The following is a 21,516-nucleotide window of genomic DNA, read 5'->3' on the forward strand; positions in this document are numbered from 1 at the left end:
TGTGAAGAGTATGCATGGAGGGCAAGGGGAATTAAATGGCTTATTACTTGTTCTTGCGATAGCATTCTTCATTCCGATTTTTCTACACCGTTCTAGAATGAATGCGATTCCTGTCGTCGTGGCAGAAATTATCGCTGGTATGGTGATTGGGAAAAGTGGATTCAATATTATACAAGAAGGTATGTGGCTAACAGTCTTATCCACATTAGGGTTTCTGTTCTTAATGTTCTTAAGTGGACTTGAGATTGATTTTTCTGCGTTTAAGCAGAAAACAACAGTGAAAAAGGGGGGCGAACCGAACGCCTTCAAAGTAGCGAGTATCATATTTGCGGGGATATTCATCTTGTCATATATTTTCTCGTTATTATTTGTTCAGTTCGGTCTTGTCGATAGCGCGTTCTTTATGACGCTCGTTATTTCGACGATTTCGTTAGGAGTTGTCGTCCCAACGTTAAAAGAAAACAATTTAATGAAGAAGACGTTCGGACAAATTTTGTTGTTAATTGCGGTTATTGCTGACTTAGCAACGATGATTTTACTAGCGGTATTCGTAAGTGTCAATTCACCAGACGGCGCAGAAACATGGTTGTTACTACTTCTATTCTTTGCGGGGGTAGTTTTCTACTTACTAGCAAAAAAATTCGTTCGCTCGGATTTAATTGACGCATTATCAACAGGAAGTGTCCAAATTCAAACACGTGCGATTTTCTTCTTAATCATGGTGTTAGTCGTATTATCAGAGAATGTCGGAGCAGAAAGCATTTTAGGGGCGTTCTTAGCGGGGGCGTTAGTATCGCTACTATCACCAAATCATGAAGTAGTAAGTAAATTAGATGCGATTGGATATGGGTTCTTTATCCCGGTATTCTTCGTCATGGTTGGAGTAGATTTAGATGTACAGGCTATTTTCCAAGAGCCAAGCGCTTTAATCTTCATTCCAGTGTTACTCGTTTGCTTCTTCTTATCAAAATTCATTCCATTGTTCCTACTCAAAAAGTGGTACGGCATGAAGAAAGTAATCAGCAGTTCACTCCTATTAACGACAACATTATCGTTAGTTATTGCTGCAGCAAGCATTGGAGAGGGAATCGGCGTTATTTCGTCTACGGTTGCTTCGTCACTCATTTTAGGTGCGATTATTACGTGCTTAATCGGTCCAATTTTATATAAAAAAATGGAACCACCAGAAGAGGAAGAAACGAAGAGTGTCGCAATTATCGGCGCAAATCGTATGACGTTACCGTTATCACTTTATTTGAAAACAGAAGGATATGAAGTTGCCTTATATACAGAAGCAAAAGACAACGTCGGTGAACTAGATCACGAATTCCCACTTGTCGTACTTGATGATTTATCAAAAGAAATGTTACATAGACATGGGATTTTCAATCAAAACATTACCGTCTTTGCGACGAGTGATGATGAGCAAAACATTGCCTTTGCGAAATATGCGGAAGAAGAAAGTGTGGAAAATGTCATCGTGCGCGTTGAAGATCCAGTTGTATATGAACGAGTTGCGAAAGAAGGCTTAAACGTCTTCTCAACATTACATTCATCACGGATTTTATTAAAAGCGCTCATTCATAATCCAAGCTTAGTAAAACTCATTACACAAGCCGATAATGCATTAGAAGAAGTGATGATGCGAAATGGTTCATACGATGGTACGAAACTTCGGCATTTACCATTACTCGGCGATATCTTAGTTATCCAAATTTACCGTGGCAAACAAGCAATTGTTCCACACGGCGATACGGAACTACGCGTTGGCGACCGCTTGCTTGTAAGTGGTTCAAAAGAATACATTAATGCGGTAAAGAAGACGTTATAGGTTTGTGACTAACTGATGAATAGGTAATTTGGTCAATGCCACAGCATGTTAGTTTGATAAACATACGAATAAAACATACACAATTGATTGATAAGGTGTTAAGATAACGCAAGTAGTCAAAGGGGCGACATATTCAATGAGGTCGTCTCTTTTTTTACGAAGTCCAATTAATTGAACAAAAAACATTAATCATAGTACAGTAAAAGAGGAAAGAAGGTGTAGAAATGCTTGAAGCTGGTCATGTAGGATACACACAAAAAGACCGACAAACATTGTACAAACGAACGTTAACAATTGTAAGTATTTCGCAAATGCTTGGCGGTGCGGGATTAGCTGCTGGGGTGACGGTAGGAGCACTTCTTGCCCAGCAAATGCTTGGTACAGATGCATTCGCTGGTTTACCAACGGCGATGTTGACGATGGGATCGGCAGCTGCTGCATTTGGGATAGGAAGGCTTTCGCAACGTTACGGTCGTCGAATCGGACTCGCAACAGGATTTATTGTTGGTGGACTTGGAGCAATGGGTGTTATTGCGGCAACATTTATGAATAGTATCGTGCTCTTATTAACTTCTTTATTTATTTACGGTGCCGGTACAGCGGCAAATTTACAAGCGCGTTATGCAGGTACAGATTTAGCGAATGAGAAGCAGCGAGCGACGGCAATTAGTCTTACCATGGTAATGACGACATTCGGAGCAGTTGCTGGACCGAACTTAGTTAGCGTCATGGGTGACTTCGCGGTGTCGATTGGTATGCCGCAGCTCTCGGGGCCATTTATTTTATCAGCGGTAGCATTCGTGTTGGCTGGTCTTGTTTTATTTGTCATGCTTCGCCCAGATCCATTACTTATCGCAAACAAGTTTGAAGCATATAAGCAACCAAAAGGAAAAACTGTCCAATCAATACCTAGTACAAATAAAAGAGGTATTATGGTCGGCGCAATCGTGATGATTCTTACGCAAATGATTATGGTATCTATTATGACAATGACACCAATACATATGGCGCATCACGGTCATGGCTTACAAGAAGTAGGGATTGTTATTGCTTTTCATGTAGGTTCGATGTATCTTCCTTCGCTTGTGACAGGGGTACTGATCGATAAACTTGGCCGAATGACAATGAGTATTGCGGGAGGTGTGATTCTCCTTATGGCGGGTGTATTAGCTGCTTTTGCACCAAGCGATTCGTTACTCCTTCTTATTGTTGCGCTTTCGTTGCTTGGCTTAGGATGGAATCTTGGGTTAATAAGTGGCACGGCACAACTTGTGGATGCGACAGAACCATCCACACGTGCAAAGGTACAAGGAAAGGTTGATGTATTCGTTGCACTTGCGGGGGCTTCTGGTGGTGCGATGTCTGGTATGGTTGTAGCTGGTTCTAGTTACACAGCGTTATCATTAGCCGGCGGAGCATTGGCGCTATTACTTATTCCTGTGGTGTTATGGTCTAAAAAGTAGGAGAGTCAATTCAGTTTGACTCTCTTGTTTTAATTTACAGAAAATTTAAATAAAAATAAACAAAATAGTATCCATATTTTTTCAGATAGGTTTATAATAGGAAATGAGAGGTGAAATGGGAGAAGGGGGACACGTATGGAATCCGTATTAAAGGATGTAATGGGAGATGAATCAGTAGCTGTAGACGTACAGAAAAAACATATATCAGTTACCACAATAATTATACGAATTTTAATGTACATAGCAGGAGCATGCGGAGTAGTAGGATCGTGGTTATTATTTATGACCATCAAAGGTATTGTTGTCGCAATTCCTTTATTCTTTCTTTCTATCAAAATTCTCGATTTAGCACGAGTGAAGTACAAATTAGCTTGTCCACATTGTGATACAGAAAGAGCCGTGAAATCAAACGCGGAGCACTATCTATGCAAGCAGTGTCGCAAAATAACATTTGTGAACTGGATTAAATAATATGAAATCTCCTCTGTCTATAGAGGGGATTTTATCTATGTGATAACACATATGAAGTGAACAACACGAGACATGACGTATTATACTGTTTCGTGTTGTTTTTTATAGGAGGAAATAAAGTGAAGCTAATTGACACGGTTCCAGATTTTCAAAAGTATTGTCCACATTCCGTTAAATCCTTAAGAGAGTACCATAAGATGTACCCAGAAATATTTTCTCATTATTTTGCTCATCATTGCCAAGATACAGACGAGCGACTAAGCCAAGTGATTGAGAAATACGAGGACTATGTATCTATAATTCAGCTTGTACATGAACGTATTCCACCTATTATCGAGGAAACAGTAGAGAAATATGCACATATATATGGAGTAGAATTCCCTATTGATGTGAACCTCATCGTAGGTGGATTTGGTTCGAACGCGTATACATATCGCCAAATTATCCCGAATATTACGTTCACAATGGAGAGGTTATCACCAGAGCATGGACAGCTTCAATCGATTGTCGCCCATGAGTTTGGTCATGCGGCGCATAATATTATCACGGATAAAGCGGGCACAGATTGGTCGAAGATGCCTTGGACGAGTCCGCTTCTTTGGATGAATCAAGAGGGAGCGGCGACGCATTTCTCCCGTCAAATTGCAAGTGGGTTAGAACCGTCTCTGTACTTCATGTCCCATGATACAGGAAATGGTTGGCTAGCTTTTGCGACAGCGAATAAAGAAGAAATTAAGCAAGCATTTGTGAAAGACTATGAAACAAACGATACGAGCGAATTATTTCATGAGTGGTTTTCCATAAGAGGAGGCCAAAAGTATGGCTACACAGGCCTCGCTTACTTCCTCGGCGATTTATTCTTCCAAGACCAAATCGAAAAGATAGGGGAGCAAGGAGCAATTGTAGCGTGGGGGGAACCGGATTTTTTAGAAGAGGTAGAGGTGTGGTTGTATAAGAACGAATAAAGGAGGATTGGATGGGGAGTTGGTATCATACTAGTCGTCATTTTCCTTAAACCAATCGAGACAGCGCTTATCACATACGTCGGTTACACAGCGATTAATGTGATAATGATTATTTATTTGCTGATCATGTTCGTGCTAACAATAAGGAGAAAAGACTATGCCTGAGCGGGGATGATAGGCCTTTCTTTAGTAGTCTTTATGTTTACACAAGTACGTTAGGAGGACCGATGAAAGAAAAAGACATTATCATGCTGCTGTTTTTGTTTATCTTCGTGGTTGTCTTTGTTTTTATAACGCAGTCGTTTGCTGAGAGCATAAGGGATACGATGATGATTATTGCTTGGCTTGTCATGTTTGTGGCATTTCTAAAGCAAAAACGATATCTTCTATGTAGTTTCGCATGTGTGATGTTGGTAATTCTTATCTATACACAGATTGTTTAGGGGGATACGTAAATGTACGATATTAGTATAAAAGAGATTACAAAAGACAATTGGGAAGAGGCGTTTGAATTATCAGTCCACGAAAGCCAAAAATCCTTTGTTCCAAGTATTGCAGAATCACTTGCGTTTGCTTATATAAAACCTTGGGATGAGGCTTTAGTCCCTTATGTTTTATGCGAAAATAATAAAATAATTGGAGCGTTTTATCTTACTTATACACCAAATAGTGAGGATAATTATTGGATTGGAGGATTCCAGATTGATAAGGATCTTCAAGGTAAAGGGTATGGAAAACAGTCTCTAGATAAAATTATTGAATTTATAAAAGAGAAACATTGTACATGTAAGGTCATATCTTTAACAGTAGAAAAAGAGAACGAGCAAGCTGTTAGTATGTATAAGAGGGCAGGATTTATAAGTCAAAATAAAGAAAATAGTTATCAGCAACCTATATACAAGTTAAAAGTTGGTAGATAATCCGCTCATTCCCGATAAAACTCTAGCTTGATAGGGATGAGGAGGATTCGATGAAAGAAAAAATGCTGTTATGCTGCTTCTTTTCGCTATTGGTGTGTTAACATTGGTTTTAGTAATCACATCGCTTGGTAATACCGTAACAAATATAGTATTGGTTATTTGTTGGCTTGCTATGTTCGCATCATTTTCAAAGAAAAAGCGCTATCTTTTCGCTAGTATGGCCTGTTTTGCGTTAGTGTTTTTGGTTTTACAAAATTTATTTTTATATAAACTAGGAGGATTTAATGAAAGCAAAAGACGTTGTTCTCATTCTACTATTTGTTACTGTTTTGATATCTTGGTTTATGGTTACGAGGTCACTATGGGATATTGTCACGATTATTGTTTGTAGTGCAATCATAGTGATGAAAATAAAAGAGAAAGAATACATACGAGCGAGTCTCATAAGTGTGTTCTTTGTAATACTTATGGTATCTAGACTTGGGTTGATATAGCTTACGTATTACATTCATGGGGCGGGGAAATGCGAGGATTTATCATATACGTTGCGATTACACTTTGCTGGGTGTTTAAGCGTAAATTACTTGCAAAATAAATCTTCTATCAGCTGGAAAAGCGAAGGGATATACTTTACTATATTTCATATATCGTGCTAAATGGAGGAATATCGGAATGAAAGTTATTCGCGCTAGTGAATGTAACAATGAGATAAAAATGAAAATGAGTAAAATATTTGTGGATGGCTTCTTCCAGTGGTTGACGTTTTTCTCGAAAGACAAAGAGAAACTGACAAAAGCGTTTTGTCATATGTTTAATCTAGACGTGTTTTACGTTGCAGTCATCGACGATGAGATTGCTGGAATTGCTGCATGTACGGATGGTAGAGTACCTTCTGTACATCTTGAGCGTAAAGAATTGAGGAAGCATCTAGGCTTTTTCAGAGGAACAATCGCATACGCTGTTTTAAAGCGCGAATTTGAAGAGAAATCATATCCATTTGAGATAACAAGTGGGATGGGAATGGTGGAGTTTGTAGCTACTTCCTCCACATATAGAGGAAAAGGTGTTGCGACGGCAATCATGAATCATATCTTTGCCTCGACTCCATATCGTACATATGCGTTAGAAGTTGCCGACACGAATACGAACGCTGTAAAATTATACGAAAAAATCGGCTATATGGAATTTCTACGCGTGAAACAAAAACATAGTAAGCGAAGTGGTGTTAACTACCTTGTCTATATGAAATACGCCAAAAACGGTCATTGATTTTGTATAAAAAATTAAATCACATAAAAAAGAATCTCTCGCTTGGCGTGGAGATTTCTTTTTTAGGAAGGAACGGAACGTATGATTGCATCAACGGTTGAGCGGGTATATGAAGATTTGGCGCAACAGTGTAAGAAACGTTTTGATTTAGATATATATGAGGCGACACGCATTAACAAAGGGTATTTAAACTTCAAATGGAAAATTTGTACGAATAAAGGGACATTTTTGCTGAAGCAGTATGATAAAGAACGGTTTAAGAAGTATGACTGGGATGAAGTGATCCATGTCTTATTCACACAACAACAGTTACGTCGCGAAGGAGTTGCTTGTCCAAGTTTCCTTATGTATGAAGGAAAGGTGATGCATACGACGGAACAAGGGGAGAATTTTACAGTCATGCATTATTGTGAAGGATATAATGTGGAAGCTGGCAAAGTAAATGCCGCGCAAATGTATGAATTAGGCATTCATACGGGTAAGATGCATCGGTTGTTGAATGAAGGAAAATCATTTGTTGGAGCCACGCCACATTTCATTCCACCGAGTAAAGAAGCACGCATGAATTATTGGGAACAAGTGCATAAGGAAGCAGAAGAGTGGCTTCAACCACTAGTTGAATTGCAGATGAAAGCGACGGAAATACTTGATTATTCACTTATTGAGCGAGCGGAAATAGGATTAGCTCACCGTGATTTATGGGTGGATAATATTTTATTTACAGAAGACGGCTTGTCAGCTATTTTAGATTTTGATCGTTTACACGTCGATTATCCAGAGCTTGATGTTGCTAGGGCAATTATCTCGTGTTCGTTAGACGGGGATGTTTTTCATATCAAAAATGTGCAAGCGTTTCTTGTTGGATATCGCACCGAGCGCCCTTTTCCAAAAGGTCAATTAGTACGCGCGATGTGGATGCTTCTCTACATGGAAGGGAAATGGTGGATTCACAACAATATGTACAAGATTGGACCTGCACCGATTCGATTTGCCGCAGAGATGGTATGGTTATCGAAGCATTGCGAGGAGATGGAGAGAAGATTTGGTGAGTTGTAAGAAAAAGCATCCTTCCGTAATGGGGAAGGATGCTTTTTCACATATAACATAACAATACTTTCTTCATTTTTTTCCTAGGTTTACTCTTTTTATCTACGATAATCCATTTGTTTTCTCCTTTTTCACATGGTACATAATGTTTGTTCTGTTGGCCTCTTTTGGCAGAATGTATCCGTCATGACCGTGGATGAATGTGAAGGGATTTATCGTATTTTTTGTAGTGGCGGATAGTTTTTTTGTAATGGCTTCGATAAGTTTGTTCAAGGATGCATATTCTTTTTGTTTCTCCGCAGGAAAAAATAACTGTTCAGACGTATAGGAACGGTACTCGTTCAACGTTAAATGAAACGACTGTTTAATGTCCACGATTGTTTCTTCGTGAAATTGCTTTACTTTCTTTTTCTGTTGCATCGCCTTCGTGCTTGAAATATAATGCTTTTACACCGAATGGACGAACGTTAAACACAATCGTTTCTTTTCCATACGGTGGATTATGGGCATGTTCAAATGTATGTAGGACAACTGCGACGTCAAAATTAAAGCCACCTTCGTGCTGGCGTTTGATGTGTGTAATAATTGTCGCATCATATAGTTTCAAGTAACCGTAATGGTTCACGACTTGTTCTGTTATCGATGGATGAAGTGTAGTGAGCGACGTATCGTGTAGAAGTTCATACGTAGGTTGCTTTTCACTCGCATAAGCAGGGGACCATACGAAACAGAAAAGAAAGCAAATGAGGAATAGCTTTTTCATTTTTATATAACCTTTCCAATCATAAGAATGTCATTATTGTTCGTTCATGTCGGAAAATGTATGTATACATACGAGGTGTCTAGAAGAAGCATTGCGTAAAATAAAGGAAGGGGGGATGAGGATATGCAACGTGTTATTAGTAATTTAAATGAGTGGATTTATATCGTTGAACAAGAATGTATGTACATGTTTGAAGAGGACGTATCAAAGCGACCAGCACTAAACAAATGGTCACAGAAAGAAGTACTAGGTCATCTATGTGACTCTGCGGTTAACAACTTAACACGGTTTATCAAGATTCAATACGAAGCGCAACCATTCATCCTTACGACCTATAAACAAGAGGAATGGGTGGATTTACAAGGTTACGAAGATATGCCAATTGAAGAAATTGTTCAGTTATGGTGTAGCTTAAACAGGAAAATTGTGCGTGCTATTGGAAAAATACCGAGTGAAAAGCTAGCATATCAAAGTGTGACAAGCGACGGGGAGTTAGTCACGCTTGAATGGCTCATTGAAGACTACGTAGCACATATGGAACAACATTTGAAGAAACAAATCTTTATATGTAGTTAAGATAATACAAGAAAGGAGTTGTCACGATGACAACTCCTTTTATACTTACTTTACTTTTTTCATACCAAGGAACGAAATATTCCCGTCTTTATCATATTTGAACTCACATTCCCAATCATACCAAGTATGGTGGAATTTTGTTTCGGATATTGGATAGTAAGGAATTGCTTCTTCTGCATTCCAGATGAAATACAACTGATCACCGTTTCGTTCGACAACTGCTTGGCACCCGAATCCTTCATATGTTCCGATATACTTTGCATAAATATCATCGTCAAGAGGATAAGCTGCGGGACGATCTGAAATGTGTACGTCTTCACCGAAAAAGATTGTAGCGACAGATTCCGTTAGTTTCAAGATAGGTACGAAATCGTAATTCGTTAAGGCGATAACGGTTACACCGTCATCTGGATAACGATGCATTTGACTGCGACAACCACGGTACGCACCACCGTGATGCACTCTGCGACGATTGCAATGTTCATCAAGGAACCATCCGAATCCGTAGTTGAAATTGTTCGATGTGAAAGCTAGTTTCATCGTAGCTTTCGATACTAACGTTTCCCCGTATAACGCCTGATCCCACTTGTACAAATCATCTACGGTTGAGTACATAGCACCTGCCGAGAAGCTGGAACTCATGTTCATATGTTCACACTGGATGAAGTCTTCCCATGTGGAATGATACGATGAACTCATATTACGGATGACTGTTTTGTTTGTATCAATGCCCGTGTTTGTCATCCCAAGCGGTGTCAAAATGTTATCTTGTATGTACGTTTCAAACGTAACACCAGTAATGTGCTCGATAAGCATGCCAAGCAAGAAGTACCCAGAATTACTGTACTCAAAAGCATTTCCAGGTGCCGATGTAAGTGGCTTATTGATAAATAGTGCCAGTACATCTTGTTTCGTCATGCGTAATTTGCTTAACGTTTTGTTGTATTCAGGTAGTGCTGTGTAGTTTTGTAGTCCAGAAGTATGTGTTAGTAAGTGTGCAATTGTTATATCTTCCAGATGTGCTGTTTCTGGCAAATACATACGAATACGATCATCAAAATCTAGCAACTTCTGCTCATGTAACATCATGATGGCCATCGCCGTAAATGATTTCGTTAGCGACCATATTCTGAACTTCGTATCTACTTTGTTTGGTACAAGGTGTTCAATGTTTGCATATCCATATGCTTTTTTAAAGATGACTTCCCCGTGTTGTGCTACTAATATCGTTCCGCTAAGTGGCCATTTGTTTTCGTACTCACTTAAATATTCATCTAAACTCTGCATAAGAACAGTCATAATCAAAACCCCTCCCTCAGAGGATTATTTTACCATAGGGTTGTTATGATTTGAAAGTTACAATAAGTAACAATTTTCATTTTTCTGATAAAAAGATATACTCTTTTATTTCGAGATAAGTCCCTTTTTTATGGGAAAAACATAGATTCTTCTATATTCATAAGCTATTTCAAAATTATTAACCCCATATTCCGAAAGTTCACAAGGGTATGCTAGTATAAAGTTAAGAGAAAGAAGATTGATAGAAAAGGTTGATAAGCATAAAAAATAACGAGATAAAAATATACGTGAAAGAAGAATTCTGCATCGATAACAAACGAAATGAACTAGTTCGTAAAGTGATCCTCGCGAGGAAAAGAAAACCAATTTCTTTGTCTGTAGAAGAGATGAGACACATACTATTTCATGAAGAGGTAACAATTTTCATCTCGGAACAACAAACAGAAACAAGAACTGAACTTCAGCTGATCTCCCAGGAAGAGATGCAACAAGAGTGGGAAACACGATACAAGGACAACATTTGTGTAGAAGAGGATATATACATAGAGGATTATCCGAATGGTTATTATTTTTGTCCAGATTTCATGGAGCAAGTAGCGAAAGAGTTGAGAATAGGCCGAGACAAAGGCTAGGATAGCGAAATAATATTGTTATCTAACTGTCGTAAAAAATCGACTTTTGAAGAATGAGAAAAACTGAACTATATAGCGAAAAAGCATACATATGAGCATATGTATGTTTTTTCGTGTACAAATGTTAGCAATAGATGGTAAATTATTGTAGAAAATAGAAATAGGAATTATTTTAAGAAAATTCATAAACAAACATCAAAATAGTTGACACTTCCTAGTAATTTGGTATTATATAGAAGGATAATCTGAAATGATAATCATTATCAATGGTAGTATTATACTATTTTCATTGTTTATAAAAAAGGGGGATTGCTAGGATGTCGGCAGAAGCAGTAGTAGAAACAGCACCGATTCCTGAAGATACGAAGCCACATCGCTTCCTAGTAGCGAGTATTGTATTAATAACAGGGATAATCTTGTTAGTGATCGGATTTGTTTTTTCGATTTCATATGGGGCAGTTGACACAGGTGCGAGAGAAGTAATCAACACCATCTTCTCTTTTAATCCAGATGATCCGAATCAACAAATTATTCACGAATTGCGTATTCCACGTGCAATTAGTGCGATTCTCATTGGTGCGTGCTTAGCTGTATCGGGTGCCATTATGCAAGGGATTACACGAAATCCGTTAGCAACACCATCGATTATGGGATTAACACAAGGTTCTGGATTAGCGATTGCGATTATGATGGTTGTCATGCCAGCTGTTGGGTATAACGGATTAGTTATTGCATCGTTCATTGGAGCAGCGCTTGGGGTAGCGATTGTGTATGGCATTACAGCAATGACACCAGGTGGGGTATCACCTCTTAAACTCGTATTAGCGGGAACAGTCGTTAGTTCGTTGTTTGGTGCTATTTCATCAGGGCTTGCGATTTACTTCAAAATCGCACAAGATTTAAGTTTCTTCTCAGCAGGTGGATTAACGATGATTCGCTGGGATGCGATTGAAATGTTGCTTCCGATAGCGGTTGTCTGTCTCATTGCTTCTATAGCGATGGGGCGCTATATTACACTACTTAGTTTCGGGGAAGAAGTAGCAATTGGACTCGGACAGCGAGTAGGTTTAGTAAAGCTTGGGAGCGTTATTTTAATTTTGCTTATGACAGGTGCATCTGTTTCCGTCGCAGGTGGAGTAGGATTTGTTGGGTTAGTTATTCCACATATCGTTCGTTCACTAGTCGGTACAGATTATCGTTTAATTATTCCGTGTTCAGCGGTACTTGGTGGCGTATTAATTGTGTATGCAGACATCGTATCAAGATGGGTGAATGCACCATATGTAACACCACTAGGAGCTATTACGGCAATGATTGGTGTTCCGTTCTTCCTTTACTTAGCTCGTAAAGAAGGGAGAGACTTATGATAAATACGTTGAAACGTCCATCTATTGTGATGACAACGCTAGTTACACTTATTATCGCTGTATTCTTTATTGGAGTGAATACGGGAACAATCCCAATTTCTCCGATGGAAGTAATTAGAACATTGATGGGAGAAGGTTCTCCAAAGCATGAAATTGTCCTGTTTAATTTACGCTTACCACGTATGATTATTGCCATTTTAATTGGCGCAGGATTAGCTGTCTCTGGTGCTATTTTGCAAGGGATTGCGAAAAATCCACTAGCGGACCCTGGAATTATGGGGATTAACGCTGGAGCGGGCTTAGGAGTTGTTGCATACATCTACTTTGTTTTTGGTTCTAGTAAAGTAGAAGGGTTCTATTCTATCTTTGCGATGCCTTTATCTGCAATAGCAGGAGCATTTGTAACAGCCCTTATCATTTATGCCCTTGCTTGGAAGCAAGGGGTTACACCAATTCGATTAATTCTTGTCGGGATTGCAGTAGCTGCGGGTATTGGCGCAATTAATACAGTTCTATCTCTTAAGTTATCAAATTCTAGTTTCATGTACGCAACGATTTGGTTAACAGGTAGTCTATGGGGAACGACGTGGCACTTTGTATTTGCTCTTTTACCGTGGGTACTTATACTAGTCCCATATGCTATTTGGAAATCTCGATACTTGAATATTTTAAACTTAGGTGATCCGCTAGCGATTGGTATTGGGGTTAGAGTAGAGCGAGAGCGTATGAAATTACTTATGGTCAGTGTCGGTCTAGCAGGAGCGTGTGTTGCAGCCGGGGGTGGTATTAGTTTTATCGGATTAATGGCACCGCATATCGCAAGACAAATTGTTGGTTCCAAGCACCAAGTTCTTCTTCCAACAGCAGCTTTAATTGGTTCTCTTCTATTAATAACAGCAGATTTCTTAGCAAGAAATATCTTGCCAAGTGGAGAACTACCGGTCGGAATTATTATTACGTTCGTTGGTGCACCGTACTTCTTATATTTATTAACAAAAGCAAGAGCATAAGAGGAAATGGATGTTGAAAGGGGTGATGCCTCAAATAGAGGTAGAGGTTTGTCCTACATAAATAAGTAACAAAAAATAGATAGGGGGAAGTAATATCATGAAATTATTCGCAAGATTAGCGCTATTATTAGTTGTAGTATTAGCATTTGCTGGATGTACAAAAGATGACAAAGCATCAACAGAAGGCAAAACAGAAGATAAGAAAGCAGAAGAAACAATTACAGTATCAACACCTAAAGGTGATGTGAAAGTTCCGAAAAACCCTAAAAAGGTTGTAGACTTAGCGTATGCACAAGAAGAATTACACATTTTAGGTATTAAGCCAGTTATCGCATCAGGTTCTGAAGTAGGCGGGAAAGCTCCTAAGTACTTACAAGAAAAAATGCCAGATACACAATTCGTTGAGCCAGAAACAGTAAAGGCCGAAGATATTATCGCTGCTAATCCAGATTTAATTATTCTTAGTGAGCGTGCAGAAGAGCAATATGAGAAGTTAAAAGACGTAGCTCCAACAGTTATGTTAAAAGGTGACTTCTATACGTGGAAAGAGCGTTTCCCAGAAATCGCGAAAATCTTCGGTAAAGAAGCAGAAATGAAAAAATGGATGGACGCATATACTGCAAAAGCAAAGAAAATCGGTGACGAAATCAAAGCGAAAACTGGTGACCAGAAGTTCGCTTCATACGTAACAAATGGTAAAGACTACCGTATTTATGGTAAAGCATTATTAGGTGATGTATTATTCTCTGACTTAGGTTTACCAATTGCTGAAGGTGGTCCAGCTGGAGATGCTCCGAAGCAAGTTGCTGTAGTTGATTTAGAAGCTCTTTACAAGTTTAATCCAGACCATATCTTCTTAGGTTTATACGGTTCTAACTTAGAGTTAGCTCAAAAACAACTTGATGACATGCAAAACAGCCAAGTTTGGAAAAACTTAAACGCTGTGAAGAACGGTAACGTATACTCAATGAATAACGAAACTTGGGGATTAGGACGTTTCCCAATCGGTAAAGACATGTTAGTAGACGAAATCGGGAAGTTAGTATTAAAAAAATAATGTAAGCACAAAAGCTAGCACAGACCCACAAAGTCTGTACTAGCTTTTTTTCGTTTGATCATATAATGAAGGAAAAATTCAATTTGGAACATGTTACCATTCAGATTGAAACAAGTGCGACAAATCATACCAAGTTAAATGTGTAAAAAGAAATGTTTGACGGATAGGTAGGAAGAGAGTAAACTAAAAGTAGTTATTAGTATATTTAGAATTTTTTAATAGTAGGTGTTTCGTGATGGATAATCGAATTGGCCGGTTGGCGATGTTACTCTTACTTGAAGAAGGAGAACGTCCATTACCAGAAGGTTGGTCATACTGCATCGGCAAAGTTGGTGCAATGGATGAACAGAAAGTTGTCGCAGCAATCGAAACAGCAGCACGAAGTAATCACATTATTCGCAGTAACGTATATCGGGAAACACATGCTTTGTATCATGCAATTATGGAAGCGCTTCACGGTGTAACTCGTGGACATTTCCAGCTTGGAGATGTGCTCAGAACTGTTGGTCTACGCTTTGCGATTGTACGAGGAACACCGTACAAGGAAGCGAGTGAAGGCGAGTGGATTGCAGTCGCGTTATACGGAACAATTGGTGCTCCGGTAAAAGGATTAGAGCACGAAACGATGGGATTAGGTATTAATCACATATAACAACGACCTATAGACATGAGTAGAAATGAGGGGGTCTTGTACGTACACAGGGATAGGTGTGTACGTATGAGGCCTCTTTTTGCTTATTTTTAAGGGAATAGGAGAAAAGGATGGTGCATCATGGTTGTTTTAACGGGTAATGATTTAACGTTTCATGAAATGAAGCGCATTTTATATGCAGTCGAACAAGTAACAGCAAGTGAAGAAAGCATGAAAGCTGTACTCGCATGTCGCCAAGCCGTCGAGAAGATTGTGGAAGAAGAACGAGTTGTATATGGTATTACGACTGGTTTTGGAAAGTTCAGTGATGTTGTGATTTCAAAGGAAGATACAGAAGAATTACAGTACAATTTAATCGTTTCCCATGCATGTGGTGTCGGCGAACCGTTCCCAGAAATCGTCTCACGGGCGATGATTGTCCTTCGTGCGAATACATTGTTAAAAGGATTCTCAGGGGCACGTCCAGTTGTTGTTGACACATTAATTTCCTTAGTGAATCATCGCATTCATCCAGTCATCCCACAACAAGGTTCACTTGGTGCAAGTGGTGATTTAGCACCGCTTTCGCATCTTGCACTTGTATTAATGGGTGAAGGAGAAGTGTTTTACAACGGAGAACGCATGCCAGCTTTACAAGCATTAACGCAAGAAGGAATTGTACCAATTACACTACAAGCGAAAGAAGGTCTAGCACTCATTAACGGAACGCAAGCGATGACAGCGATGGGCGTTGTTGGTTATCTCGAAGCAGAAGCGTTAGCACTTCAAGCAGATTTAATTGCCGCAACGACATTGGAAGGGCTTCATGGCATTATTGATGCGTTCGATGAAGATGTACACCGAGCACGTGGGTTTGTCGAGCAAGAAGATGTCGCACGTAGAATACGAGAGTTAGTGAAAGATAGTCAGTTAGTGACGAAACAAGGAGAAATGCGCGTACAAGATGCATACTCGTTACGTTGTATCCCGCAAGTACACGGTGCATCGTGGCAAGTACTTCATTATGTACAAGAAAAATTAACAATTGAAATGAACGCAGCAACGGACAATCCACTTATTTTTGACGGTGGCAACAAAGTCATCTCGGGTGGAAACTTCCACGGACAGCCAATTGCGTTTGCAATGGATTTCTTGAAAATTGGGGTAGCCGAATTAGCGAATATTTCGGAGCGACGCATTGAACGTATGGTTAACCCACAATTAAGTGATTTGCCACCGTTCTTAAGCGCAAAGCCAGGACTACAATCTGGCGCGATGATTATGCAGTATGTTGCTGCAGCACTCGTTTCAGAAAATAAAACATTGGCACATCCAGCGAGTGTAGACTCAATCCCATCATCAGCGAACCAAGAAGATCACGTAAGCATGGGAACAATCGGTTCACGCCATGCGTATCAAATTATTCAAAATGTACGTCGTGTGCTAGCAATTGAAGCGATTTGTGCCTTGCAAGCGGTCGAATATCGTGGTGTAGAGAGAATGGCAAGCGCAACAAAAACGTTTTATAAAGAAGCACGTGACATCGTACCGTCGATTAAAGGGGACCGTGTGTTCTCAGAAGATATTGAGAAGATGGCGATGTATTTGAAAGGGTATGACTATCCAATATATGAAGAGATGAAAGGATGAGGAGAATGGAATTTGTGAAAACAAACATACAAGCACCACGAGGTAATACGTTAAATACGAAAGGGTGGGTACAAGAGGCAGCTCTTCGTATGCTCATGAATAACTTAGATAACGAAGTAGCAGAGAAGCCAGAAGAGTTAGTTGTATACGGTGGTATCGGAAAAGCGGCGCGTAACTGGGAGAGCTACCATAAAATCGTCGAAACGTTGAAGACGTTAGAAAACGACGAAACGCTTCTTGTTCAATCAGGTAAGCCAGTTGCGGTATTCAAATCACATGAGAACGCACCACGTGTCTTACTTGCGAACTCGAACTTAGTGCACAACTGGGCGAATTGGGAGCATTTCCGTGAGTTAGAACAAAAAGGCTTAATGATGTACGGCCAAATGACAGCCGGTAGCTGGATTTACATTGGCACACAAGGGATTTTACAAGGAACGTACGAAACGTTCGCAGAAGCAGCTCGTCAATATTTCAACGATTCGTTAAAAGGTACATTAACAGTAACAGCTGGACTTGGTGGTATGGGTGGTGCACAGCCATTAGCAGTAACGATGAACGGTGGTGTTGTCATTACGATTGAAGTAGACAAAACACGCATTGAACGCCGTATTGAAACGAGATATTGCGATGTATTAGTCGAGTCATTAGATGAGGCGTTAATGCTTGCACAAGAATATGTAGCGAAGAAAGAACCACTTGCGATTGGTTTATTAGGTAATGCCGCAGAAATTTTACCAGAAATCGTGAGCCGTGGTATTAAAGTAGACTTAGTAACAGACCAAACATCAGCGCACGATGTATTAAATGGCTATGTACCAGTTGGCTATTCAATGGGAGAAGCGGACGTATTACGTAAAGAAAATCCAGACCTTTATATCGAAAAAGCAAAACAAAGTATCGTGACACACGTAGAAGCGATGCTGGCCTTGCAAAAACAAGGTTCAATCGTCTTTGATTACGGCAACAATATTCGCCAAGTGGCACACGATGAAGGCGTACAAGATGCCTTTAATTTCCCTGGCTTCGTACCGGCGTTCATTCGTCCACAATTTTGCGAAGGAAAAGGTCCGTTCCGGTGGGTGGCGTTATCTGGAAATCCGGAGGATATTTATAAAACAGACGAAGTGATTTTACGTGAATTTGCGGATAACAAACATTTATGTAATTGGATTAAGATGGCACGTGAGAAAGTGGCGTTCCAAGGCTTACCGTCACGTATTTGTTGGTTAGGATATGGTGAGCGTGCGAAGTTCGGTCGTATCATTAATGAAATGGTTGCAAAAGGGGAATTGTCAGCACCAATCGTTATCGGTCGCGATCATTTAGACTGCGGTTCTGTCGCATCACCAAATCGTGAAACAGAAAGCATGAAAGACGGTAGTGACGCAGTAGCAGACTGGCCAATTTTGAATGCGCTGATTAATAGTGTGAACGGCGCAAGTTGGGTAAGTGTACATCATGGTGGTGGTGTTGGTATGGGTTATTCGCTTCATGCTGGAATGGTTATCGTTGCAGATGGTACAGAAGAAGCTGCGAAACGATTGGAGCGCGTATTAACGTCAGACCCTGGTATGGGCGTTGTTCGTCACGTTGATGCAGGATACGATTTGGCAATCCAAACAGCGAAAGAAAAAGGCGTAAACATTCCGATGATGGATTAAATATGTACGTAGCCTCAAGTGACGCTTGAGGCTACAACAATGAACAAAGGGGGAGTTAATATGTTCGATACATTACTCATTAATATCGGTCAATTAGTTACGATGGATCATAAAGATGGTCTTATTCGCGGAGAGGCAATGCAGACGTTACCTGTTATCGAAAACGGTGCAATTGGTTTTACAGATGGTGCGATTACATTCATCGGTTCGATGGACGATGTGAAACTAGAAGCAAAAGAAGTAATCGACTGTGAAGGAAAGCTTGTAACACCTGGGCTTGTTGATCCGCATACGCACTTAGTATTCGGTGGCTCTCGTGAACACGAAATTGCCTTGAAATTACAAGGTGTACCGTACTTAGAAATTTTACGTCGTGGTGGTGGGATTCATTCAACTGTTTCCGCTACAAAACAAGCGACGACAGAAGAACTCGTAAAGAAGGCAATTTTCCACTGCAACCGCATGCTGTCATACGGCATCACAACGGCAGAAGCGAAGAGTGGATACGGCCTTGATGTAGATACAGAAATGAAGCAATTAGAAGTAGTGCAACACGTACAAGAAACGCACTCAATTGACTTAGTATCAACATTCTTAGGTGCACATGCTGTGCCGAAAGATTATAAAGGAAAAGAAGAAGCATTTTTACAAGAAATGCTCGACCTATTACCGACAATTAAAGAGCGTAACTTAGCGGAGTTTGTTGATATTTTCTGTGAAACAGATGTATTTACAGTAGAAGAATCCAAACGTTATTTACAAAAAGCACAAGAGTTAGGCTTTGGCACGAAAATTCATGCAGACGAGATTGACTCATTAGGTGGAACAGAAGCAGCCGCAGAAATTGACTGTATCTCGGCAGATCATCTTTGTGGTGCATCGGACGAAGGTATTCGTATGTTAGCGGAATCAAATACCGTAGCGGTTTTATTACCGGGCACGACATTTTATTTAAACAAAGAAGAGTTCGCACGTGGAAGAAAGATGATTGATAGTGGTGTAGCTGTATCACTTGCAACGGACTTTAACCCTGGAAGCTCACCGACAGAGAATCTTCAATTCATTATGAGCGTAGCGATGTTGAAATTGAGAATGACGCCAGAAGAAATTTGGAACGCAGTGACGGTGAATGCATCGTATGCAATTGGGCGCGGTGACGTAGCTGGTAAATTACGAGTTGGCCGAAAAGCAGACGTCATCATCTGGGATGCACCGAACTACGCCTACATTCCGTATCATTACGGCGTGAACCATGTAAATACCGTATTTAAAGCAGGAAAGAAAGTGGTGAAACGAAGTGAACAACTTATCTAACATTCCATATTTAAAAAAAGCAGGGCAAGCAACATTCAACGACCGTCATGTGAAAAAGTTTGGGGAGCTTATTCATGATTGGTGTTGCCAAAAGGAGAAAGGATTCGTTATCATCGGTGCACCGTTATCAAAGTCATCAATTAGTCACTCCGGCGCTACGTTCGCGCCGGGTGTGATTCGCCAACAACTTCAAGCGTATTCGACGTATGCGATTGAAGAGGAGAGGGACGTGGATGCGTACATATACGATGCAGGTGATATCGAAATGCATGTCACAAATATACTCGAATCCCAAACACGCATTGCAAATGTCTTAGAAGAAGTAACGAAGAAACATCCGAACTGCATTCCAATTGTACTTGGTGGTGACCATTCCATCAGCTATCCAAGCATCACAGGTTTCGCTAAAACGAAGAAAACAGTCGGCGCCATTCAATTTGATGCGCACCATGACCTTCGTAACTTAGAAGACGGCGGTCCATCAAATGGCACACCATTTCGTAGTTTATTAGAGTCTGGCGTAATAAAAGGCGAACATCTCGTTCAAATCGGACTACGTAACTTTTCAAATAGTAAAGCATACCATGATTACGCGAAAGAGCACGGCGTGACGGTCTATACAATGAAAGACGTTCGTGAACGCAAGATAGATAACATAATTGAAGAAAGCATCGCATATCTAAAAGAGAAAGTAGATACGGTCTACATTTCCGTTGATATGGACGTACTCGACCAAGCATTTGCCCCAGGTTGTCCAGCTATTGGACCAGGCGGTATGACGAGTGATGATCTTCTCCAAGCAATTCGATTACTAGCATCGGAACAAATGGTAGGGGGTATGGATATCGTTGAGATTGATCCAACTCTCGATTTCCGAAACATGACGAGTCGGTTAGCGGCGCATATTATAATGGAGTTTGTGTTGCATAAAAAAGGTTGAAGATATTTTGTATAAAGACTTTTAGTAGAAAAAGAAGGGAGTCTTTCTATTGAAGCAAGCATTACTAGTTATTGATGCACAGCAAGAATTAATTGAGGGAAATCATGAACAGAAGAGTGTTTTTCGGAAGGAAGTATTACTCAACAACATTAATGTAGCCATTAAGAAGGCATTGGCGGCACAAGCTCTTATTGTGCTTGTAAGAGACAAAGATATCGCTAGTGGTGAAGGTCCAGGATTTCATATACACGAAGCAATAAACGTCCCAGCTACCGCAACAATAGTAGATAAATTGGCGACAAATTCATTTTACGGAACATCATTAATGGATGTGCTAAAAGAAAATGAGATTAAACATCTCGTTATTATGGGATGTAAAACGGAGCATTGTATTGATACAGCGGTGAGAACTGCAACGGTAAATCATTTCGATGTTACGTTAGTAAAAGACGGTCACTCTACGACTGATTCTACTAATCTATCAGCAGAACAAATAATCGCACATCATAATGAAGTACTTCATGGCCATTATAATGTTGATAATTTTTCTATGGTACGTGCTGTGGAAGAAGATTTATTCGAGCCGACTCATGATACGTATCGGTAAAATCAATTCTAGAAGAAGTGTATGCGAAGAAAATGTCTTA

21 protein-coding genes are annotated in these 21,516 nt (G+C 39.9%); 18 read left to right on the top strand and 3 right to left on the bottom strand.

Annotated elements, in window-relative coordinates; all coding sequences use genetic code 11:
• The first annotated feature begins 10 nt into the window (after nt 1–10).
• The 7 genes from IEV41_RS03145 (at nt 11) to IEV41_RS03175 (ending at nt 7,975) form a co-directional block, all read left to right on the top strand.
• Nucleotides 11–1,831 carry a monovalent cation:proton antiporter family protein gene (locus IEV41_RS03145; RefSeq protein ID WP_188386984.1) on the top strand — a complete coding sequence of 607 codons (1,821 nt, stop codon included), beginning with the start codon at nt 11–13 and terminating at the stop codon, nt 1,829–1,831.
• Nucleotides 1,832–2,055: 224 nt separating this feature from the next.
• Entirely contained in the window at nt 2,056–3,294 is a 1,239-nt protein-coding gene (locus IEV41_RS03150) for an MFS transporter (RefSeq protein WP_188386985.1), read from the top strand.
• 135 nt (nt 3,295–3,429) lie between these two features.
• Nucleotides 3,430–3,765, top strand: a complete 336-nt coding sequence (locus tag IEV41_RS03155) for a hypothetical protein (protein WP_188386986.1) — start codon at nt 3,430–3,432, stop codon at nt 3,763–3,765.
• A gap of 119 nt (nt 3,766–3,884) precedes the next feature.
• Nucleotides 3,885–4,730 carry a hypothetical protein gene (locus IEV41_RS03160; protein WP_229722131.1) on the top strand — a complete coding sequence of 282 codons (846 nt, stop codon included), beginning with the start codon at nt 3,885–3,887 and terminating at the stop codon, nt 4,728–4,730.
• A 455-nt stretch (nt 4,731–5,185) separates the two neighbouring features.
• Nucleotides 5,186–5,650: a GNAT family N-acetyltransferase gene (locus IEV41_RS03165; RefSeq protein ID WP_188386987.1), complete on the top strand. Its 465-nt coding sequence runs from the start codon at nt 5,186–5,188 to the stop codon at nt 5,648–5,650.
• A 672-nt stretch (nt 5,651–6,322) separates the two neighbouring features.
• The gene (locus IEV41_RS03170) at nt 6,323–6,919 is read left to right on the top strand and encodes a GNAT family N-acetyltransferase (RefSeq protein WP_188386988.1); all 597 of its coding nucleotides are present in this window, start codon (nt 6,323–6,325) and stop codon (nt 6,917–6,919) included.
• Nucleotides 6,920–7,000: 81 nt separating this feature from the next.
• Nucleotides 7,001–7,975 (top strand): phosphotransferase enzyme family protein, encoded by a 975-nt coding sequence (locus IEV41_RS03175; protein ID WP_188386989.1) that lies wholly within the window; start codon nt 7,001–7,003, stop codon nt 7,973–7,975.
• A gap of 93 nt (nt 7,976–8,068) precedes the next feature.
• Here IEV41_RS03175 and IEV41_RS03180 read toward each other — a convergent pair whose 3' ends face one another.
• Nucleotides 8,069–8,341 carry a hypothetical protein gene (locus tag IEV41_RS03180; RefSeq protein ID WP_188386990.1) on the bottom strand — a complete coding sequence of 91 codons (273 nt, stop codon included), beginning with the start codon at nt 8,339–8,341 and terminating at the stop codon, nt 8,069–8,071.
• Nucleotides 8,331–8,729: a DUF3888 domain-containing protein gene (locus tag IEV41_RS03185; RefSeq protein WP_188386991.1), complete on the bottom strand. Its 399-nt coding sequence runs from the start codon at nt 8,727–8,729 to the stop codon at nt 8,331–8,333. Before IEV41_RS03185 ends, IEV41_RS03180 begins: the two co-directional genes overlap by 11 nt.
• 123 nt (nt 8,730–8,852) lie before the next feature.
• On the opposite strand from IEV41_RS03185, the gene IEV41_RS03190 reads away from it, so the two are divergent.
• The gene (locus IEV41_RS03190) at nt 8,853–9,305 is read left to right on the top strand and encodes a DinB family protein (protein ID WP_188386992.1); all 453 of its coding nucleotides are present in this window, start codon (nt 8,853–8,855) and stop codon (nt 9,303–9,305) included.
• 45 nt (nt 9,306–9,350) lie between these two features.
• Here the strand turns inward: IEV41_RS03190 and IEV41_RS03195 are convergent, their stop codons facing one another.
• Nucleotides 9,351–10,604, bottom strand: coding sequence for a serine hydrolase domain-containing protein (locus IEV41_RS03195; protein ID WP_188386993.1), 1,254 nt, complete (start codon nt 10,602–10,604; stop codon nt 9,351–9,353).
• Nucleotides 10,605–10,891: 287 nt separating this feature from the next.
• Here IEV41_RS03195 and IEV41_RS03200 point away from each other — a divergent pair, with 287 nt between their 5' ends.
• The 10 genes from IEV41_RS03200 (at nt 10,892) to IEV41_RS03245 (ending at nt 21,476) form a co-directional block, all read left to right on the top strand.
• Complete coding sequence (locus IEV41_RS03200) at nt 10,892–11,236, top strand: hypothetical protein (RefSeq protein WP_188386994.1); 345 nt, start codon at nt 10,892–10,894, stop codon at nt 11,234–11,236.
• A 317-nt stretch (nt 11,237–11,553) separates the two neighbouring features.
• Entirely contained in the window at nt 11,554–12,603 is a 1,050-nt protein-coding gene (locus IEV41_RS03205; protein ID WP_188386995.1) for a FecCD family ABC transporter permease, read from the top strand.
• On the top strand, nt 12,600–13,613 hold the full coding sequence (locus IEV41_RS03210; protein ID WP_229722132.1) for a FecCD family ABC transporter permease: 1,014 nt from the start codon (nt 12,600–12,602) through the stop codon (nt 13,611–13,613). The genes IEV41_RS03205 and IEV41_RS03210 overlap by 4 nt, the downstream gene beginning before the upstream one ends.
• A gap of 97 nt (nt 13,614–13,710) precedes the next feature.
• The gene (locus IEV41_RS03215; protein ID WP_188386996.1) at nt 13,711–14,670 is read left to right on the top strand and encodes an ABC transporter substrate-binding protein; all 960 of its coding nucleotides are present in this window, start codon (nt 13,711–13,713) and stop codon (nt 14,668–14,670) included.
• A gap of 235 nt (nt 14,671–14,905) precedes the next feature.
• A complete protein-coding gene (gene hutP / locus IEV41_RS03220) occupies nt 14,906–15,322 on the top strand; it encodes a histidine utilization transcription antiterminator HutP (RefSeq protein ID WP_188386997.1) in 417 nt (138 codons plus the stop codon).
• Nucleotides 15,323–15,442: 120 nt separating this feature from the next.
• Entirely contained in the window at nt 15,443–16,951 is a 1,509-nt protein-coding gene (gene hutH, locus IEV41_RS03225) for a histidine ammonia-lyase (protein WP_188386998.1), read from the top strand.
• Between the two features lie 5 nt (nt 16,952–16,956).
• Entirely contained in the window at nt 16,957–18,615 is a 1,659-nt protein-coding gene (gene hutU / locus IEV41_RS03230) for a urocanate hydratase (protein ID WP_188386999.1), read from the top strand.
• 60 nt (nt 18,616–18,675) lie between these two features.
• Entirely contained in the window at nt 18,676–19,929 is a 1,254-nt protein-coding gene (hutI, locus tag IEV41_RS03235) for an imidazolonepropionase (protein ID WP_188387000.1), read from the top strand.
• Between the two features lies 1 nt (nt 19,930).
• Nucleotides 19,931–20,869: a formimidoylglutamase gene (gene hutG, locus IEV41_RS03240; protein WP_373284196.1), complete on the top strand. Its 939-nt coding sequence runs from the start codon at nt 19,931–19,933 to the stop codon at nt 20,867–20,869.
• Between the two features lie 49 nt (nt 20,870–20,918).
• Nucleotides 20,919–21,476, top strand: coding sequence for an isochorismatase family protein (locus IEV41_RS03245; protein WP_188387002.1), 558 nt, complete (start codon nt 20,919–20,921; stop codon nt 21,474–21,476).
• Nucleotides 21,477–21,516: the final 40 nt, after the last annotated feature.

Source organism: Priestia taiwanensis (assembly GCF_014638355.1).
Lineage (GTDB): Bacteria > Bacillota > Bacilli > Bacillales > Bacillaceae_G > Priestia_D > Priestia_D taiwanensis.

Bases quoted from the DNA above. Each gene is read 5' to 3' on its own strand.
- IEV41_RS03145 (WP_188386984.1), top strand. From the start codon at position 11: ATGCATGGAGGGCAAGGGGAATTAAATGGCTTATTACTTGTTCTTGCG.
- IEV41_RS03170 (WP_188386988.1), top strand. From the start codon at position 6,323: ATGAAAGTTATTCGCGCTAGTGAATGTAACAATGAGATAAAAATGAAA.
- IEV41_RS03195 (WP_188386993.1), bottom strand. From the start codon at position 10,604: ATGACTGTTCTTATGCAGAGTTTAGATGAATATTTAAGTGAGTACGAA.
- hutH (WP_188386998.1), top strand. From the start codon at position 15,443: ATGGTTGTTTTAACGGGTAATGATTTAACGTTTCATGAAATGAAGCGC.
- hutU (WP_188386999.1), top strand. From the start codon at position 16,957: ATGGAATTTGTGAAAACAAACATACAAGCACCACGAGGTAATACGTTA.
- IEV41_RS03215 (WP_188386996.1), top strand. From the start codon at position 13,711: ATGAAATTATTCGCAAGATTAGCGCTATTATTAGTTGTAGTATTAGCA.
- IEV41_RS03155 (WP_188386986.1), top strand. From the start codon at position 3,430: ATGGAATCCGTATTAAAGGATGTAATGGGAGATGAATCAGTAGCTGTA.
- IEV41_RS03165 (WP_188386987.1), top strand. From the start codon at position 5,186: ATGTACGATATTAGTATAAAAGAGATTACAAAAGACAATTGGGAAGAG.
- IEV41_RS03175 (WP_188386989.1), top strand. From the start codon at position 7,001: ATGATTGCATCAACGGTTGAGCGGGTATATGAAGATTTGGCGCAACAG.
- IEV41_RS03150 (WP_188386985.1), top strand. From the start codon at position 2,056: ATGCTTGAAGCTGGTCATGTAGGATACACACAAAAAGACCGACAAACA.
- hutP (WP_188386997.1), top strand. From the start codon at position 14,906: ATGGATAATCGAATTGGCCGGTTGGCGATGTTACTCTTACTTGAAGAA.
- IEV41_RS03210 (WP_229722132.1), top strand. From the start codon at position 12,600: ATGATAAATACGTTGAAACGTCCATCTATTGTGATGACAACGCTAGTT.
- IEV41_RS03185 (WP_188386991.1), bottom strand. From the start codon at position 8,729: ATGAAAAAGCTATTCCTCATTTGCTTTCTTTTCTGTTTCGTATGGTCC.
- IEV41_RS03205 (WP_188386995.1), top strand. From the start codon at position 11,554: ATGTCGGCAGAAGCAGTAGTAGAAACAGCACCGATTCCTGAAGATACG.
- IEV41_RS03190 (WP_188386992.1), top strand. From the start codon at position 8,853: ATGCAACGTGTTATTAGTAATTTAAATGAGTGGATTTATATCGTTGAA.
- hutI (WP_188387000.1), top strand. From the start codon at position 18,676: ATGTTCGATACATTACTCATTAATATCGGTCAATTAGTTACGATGGAT.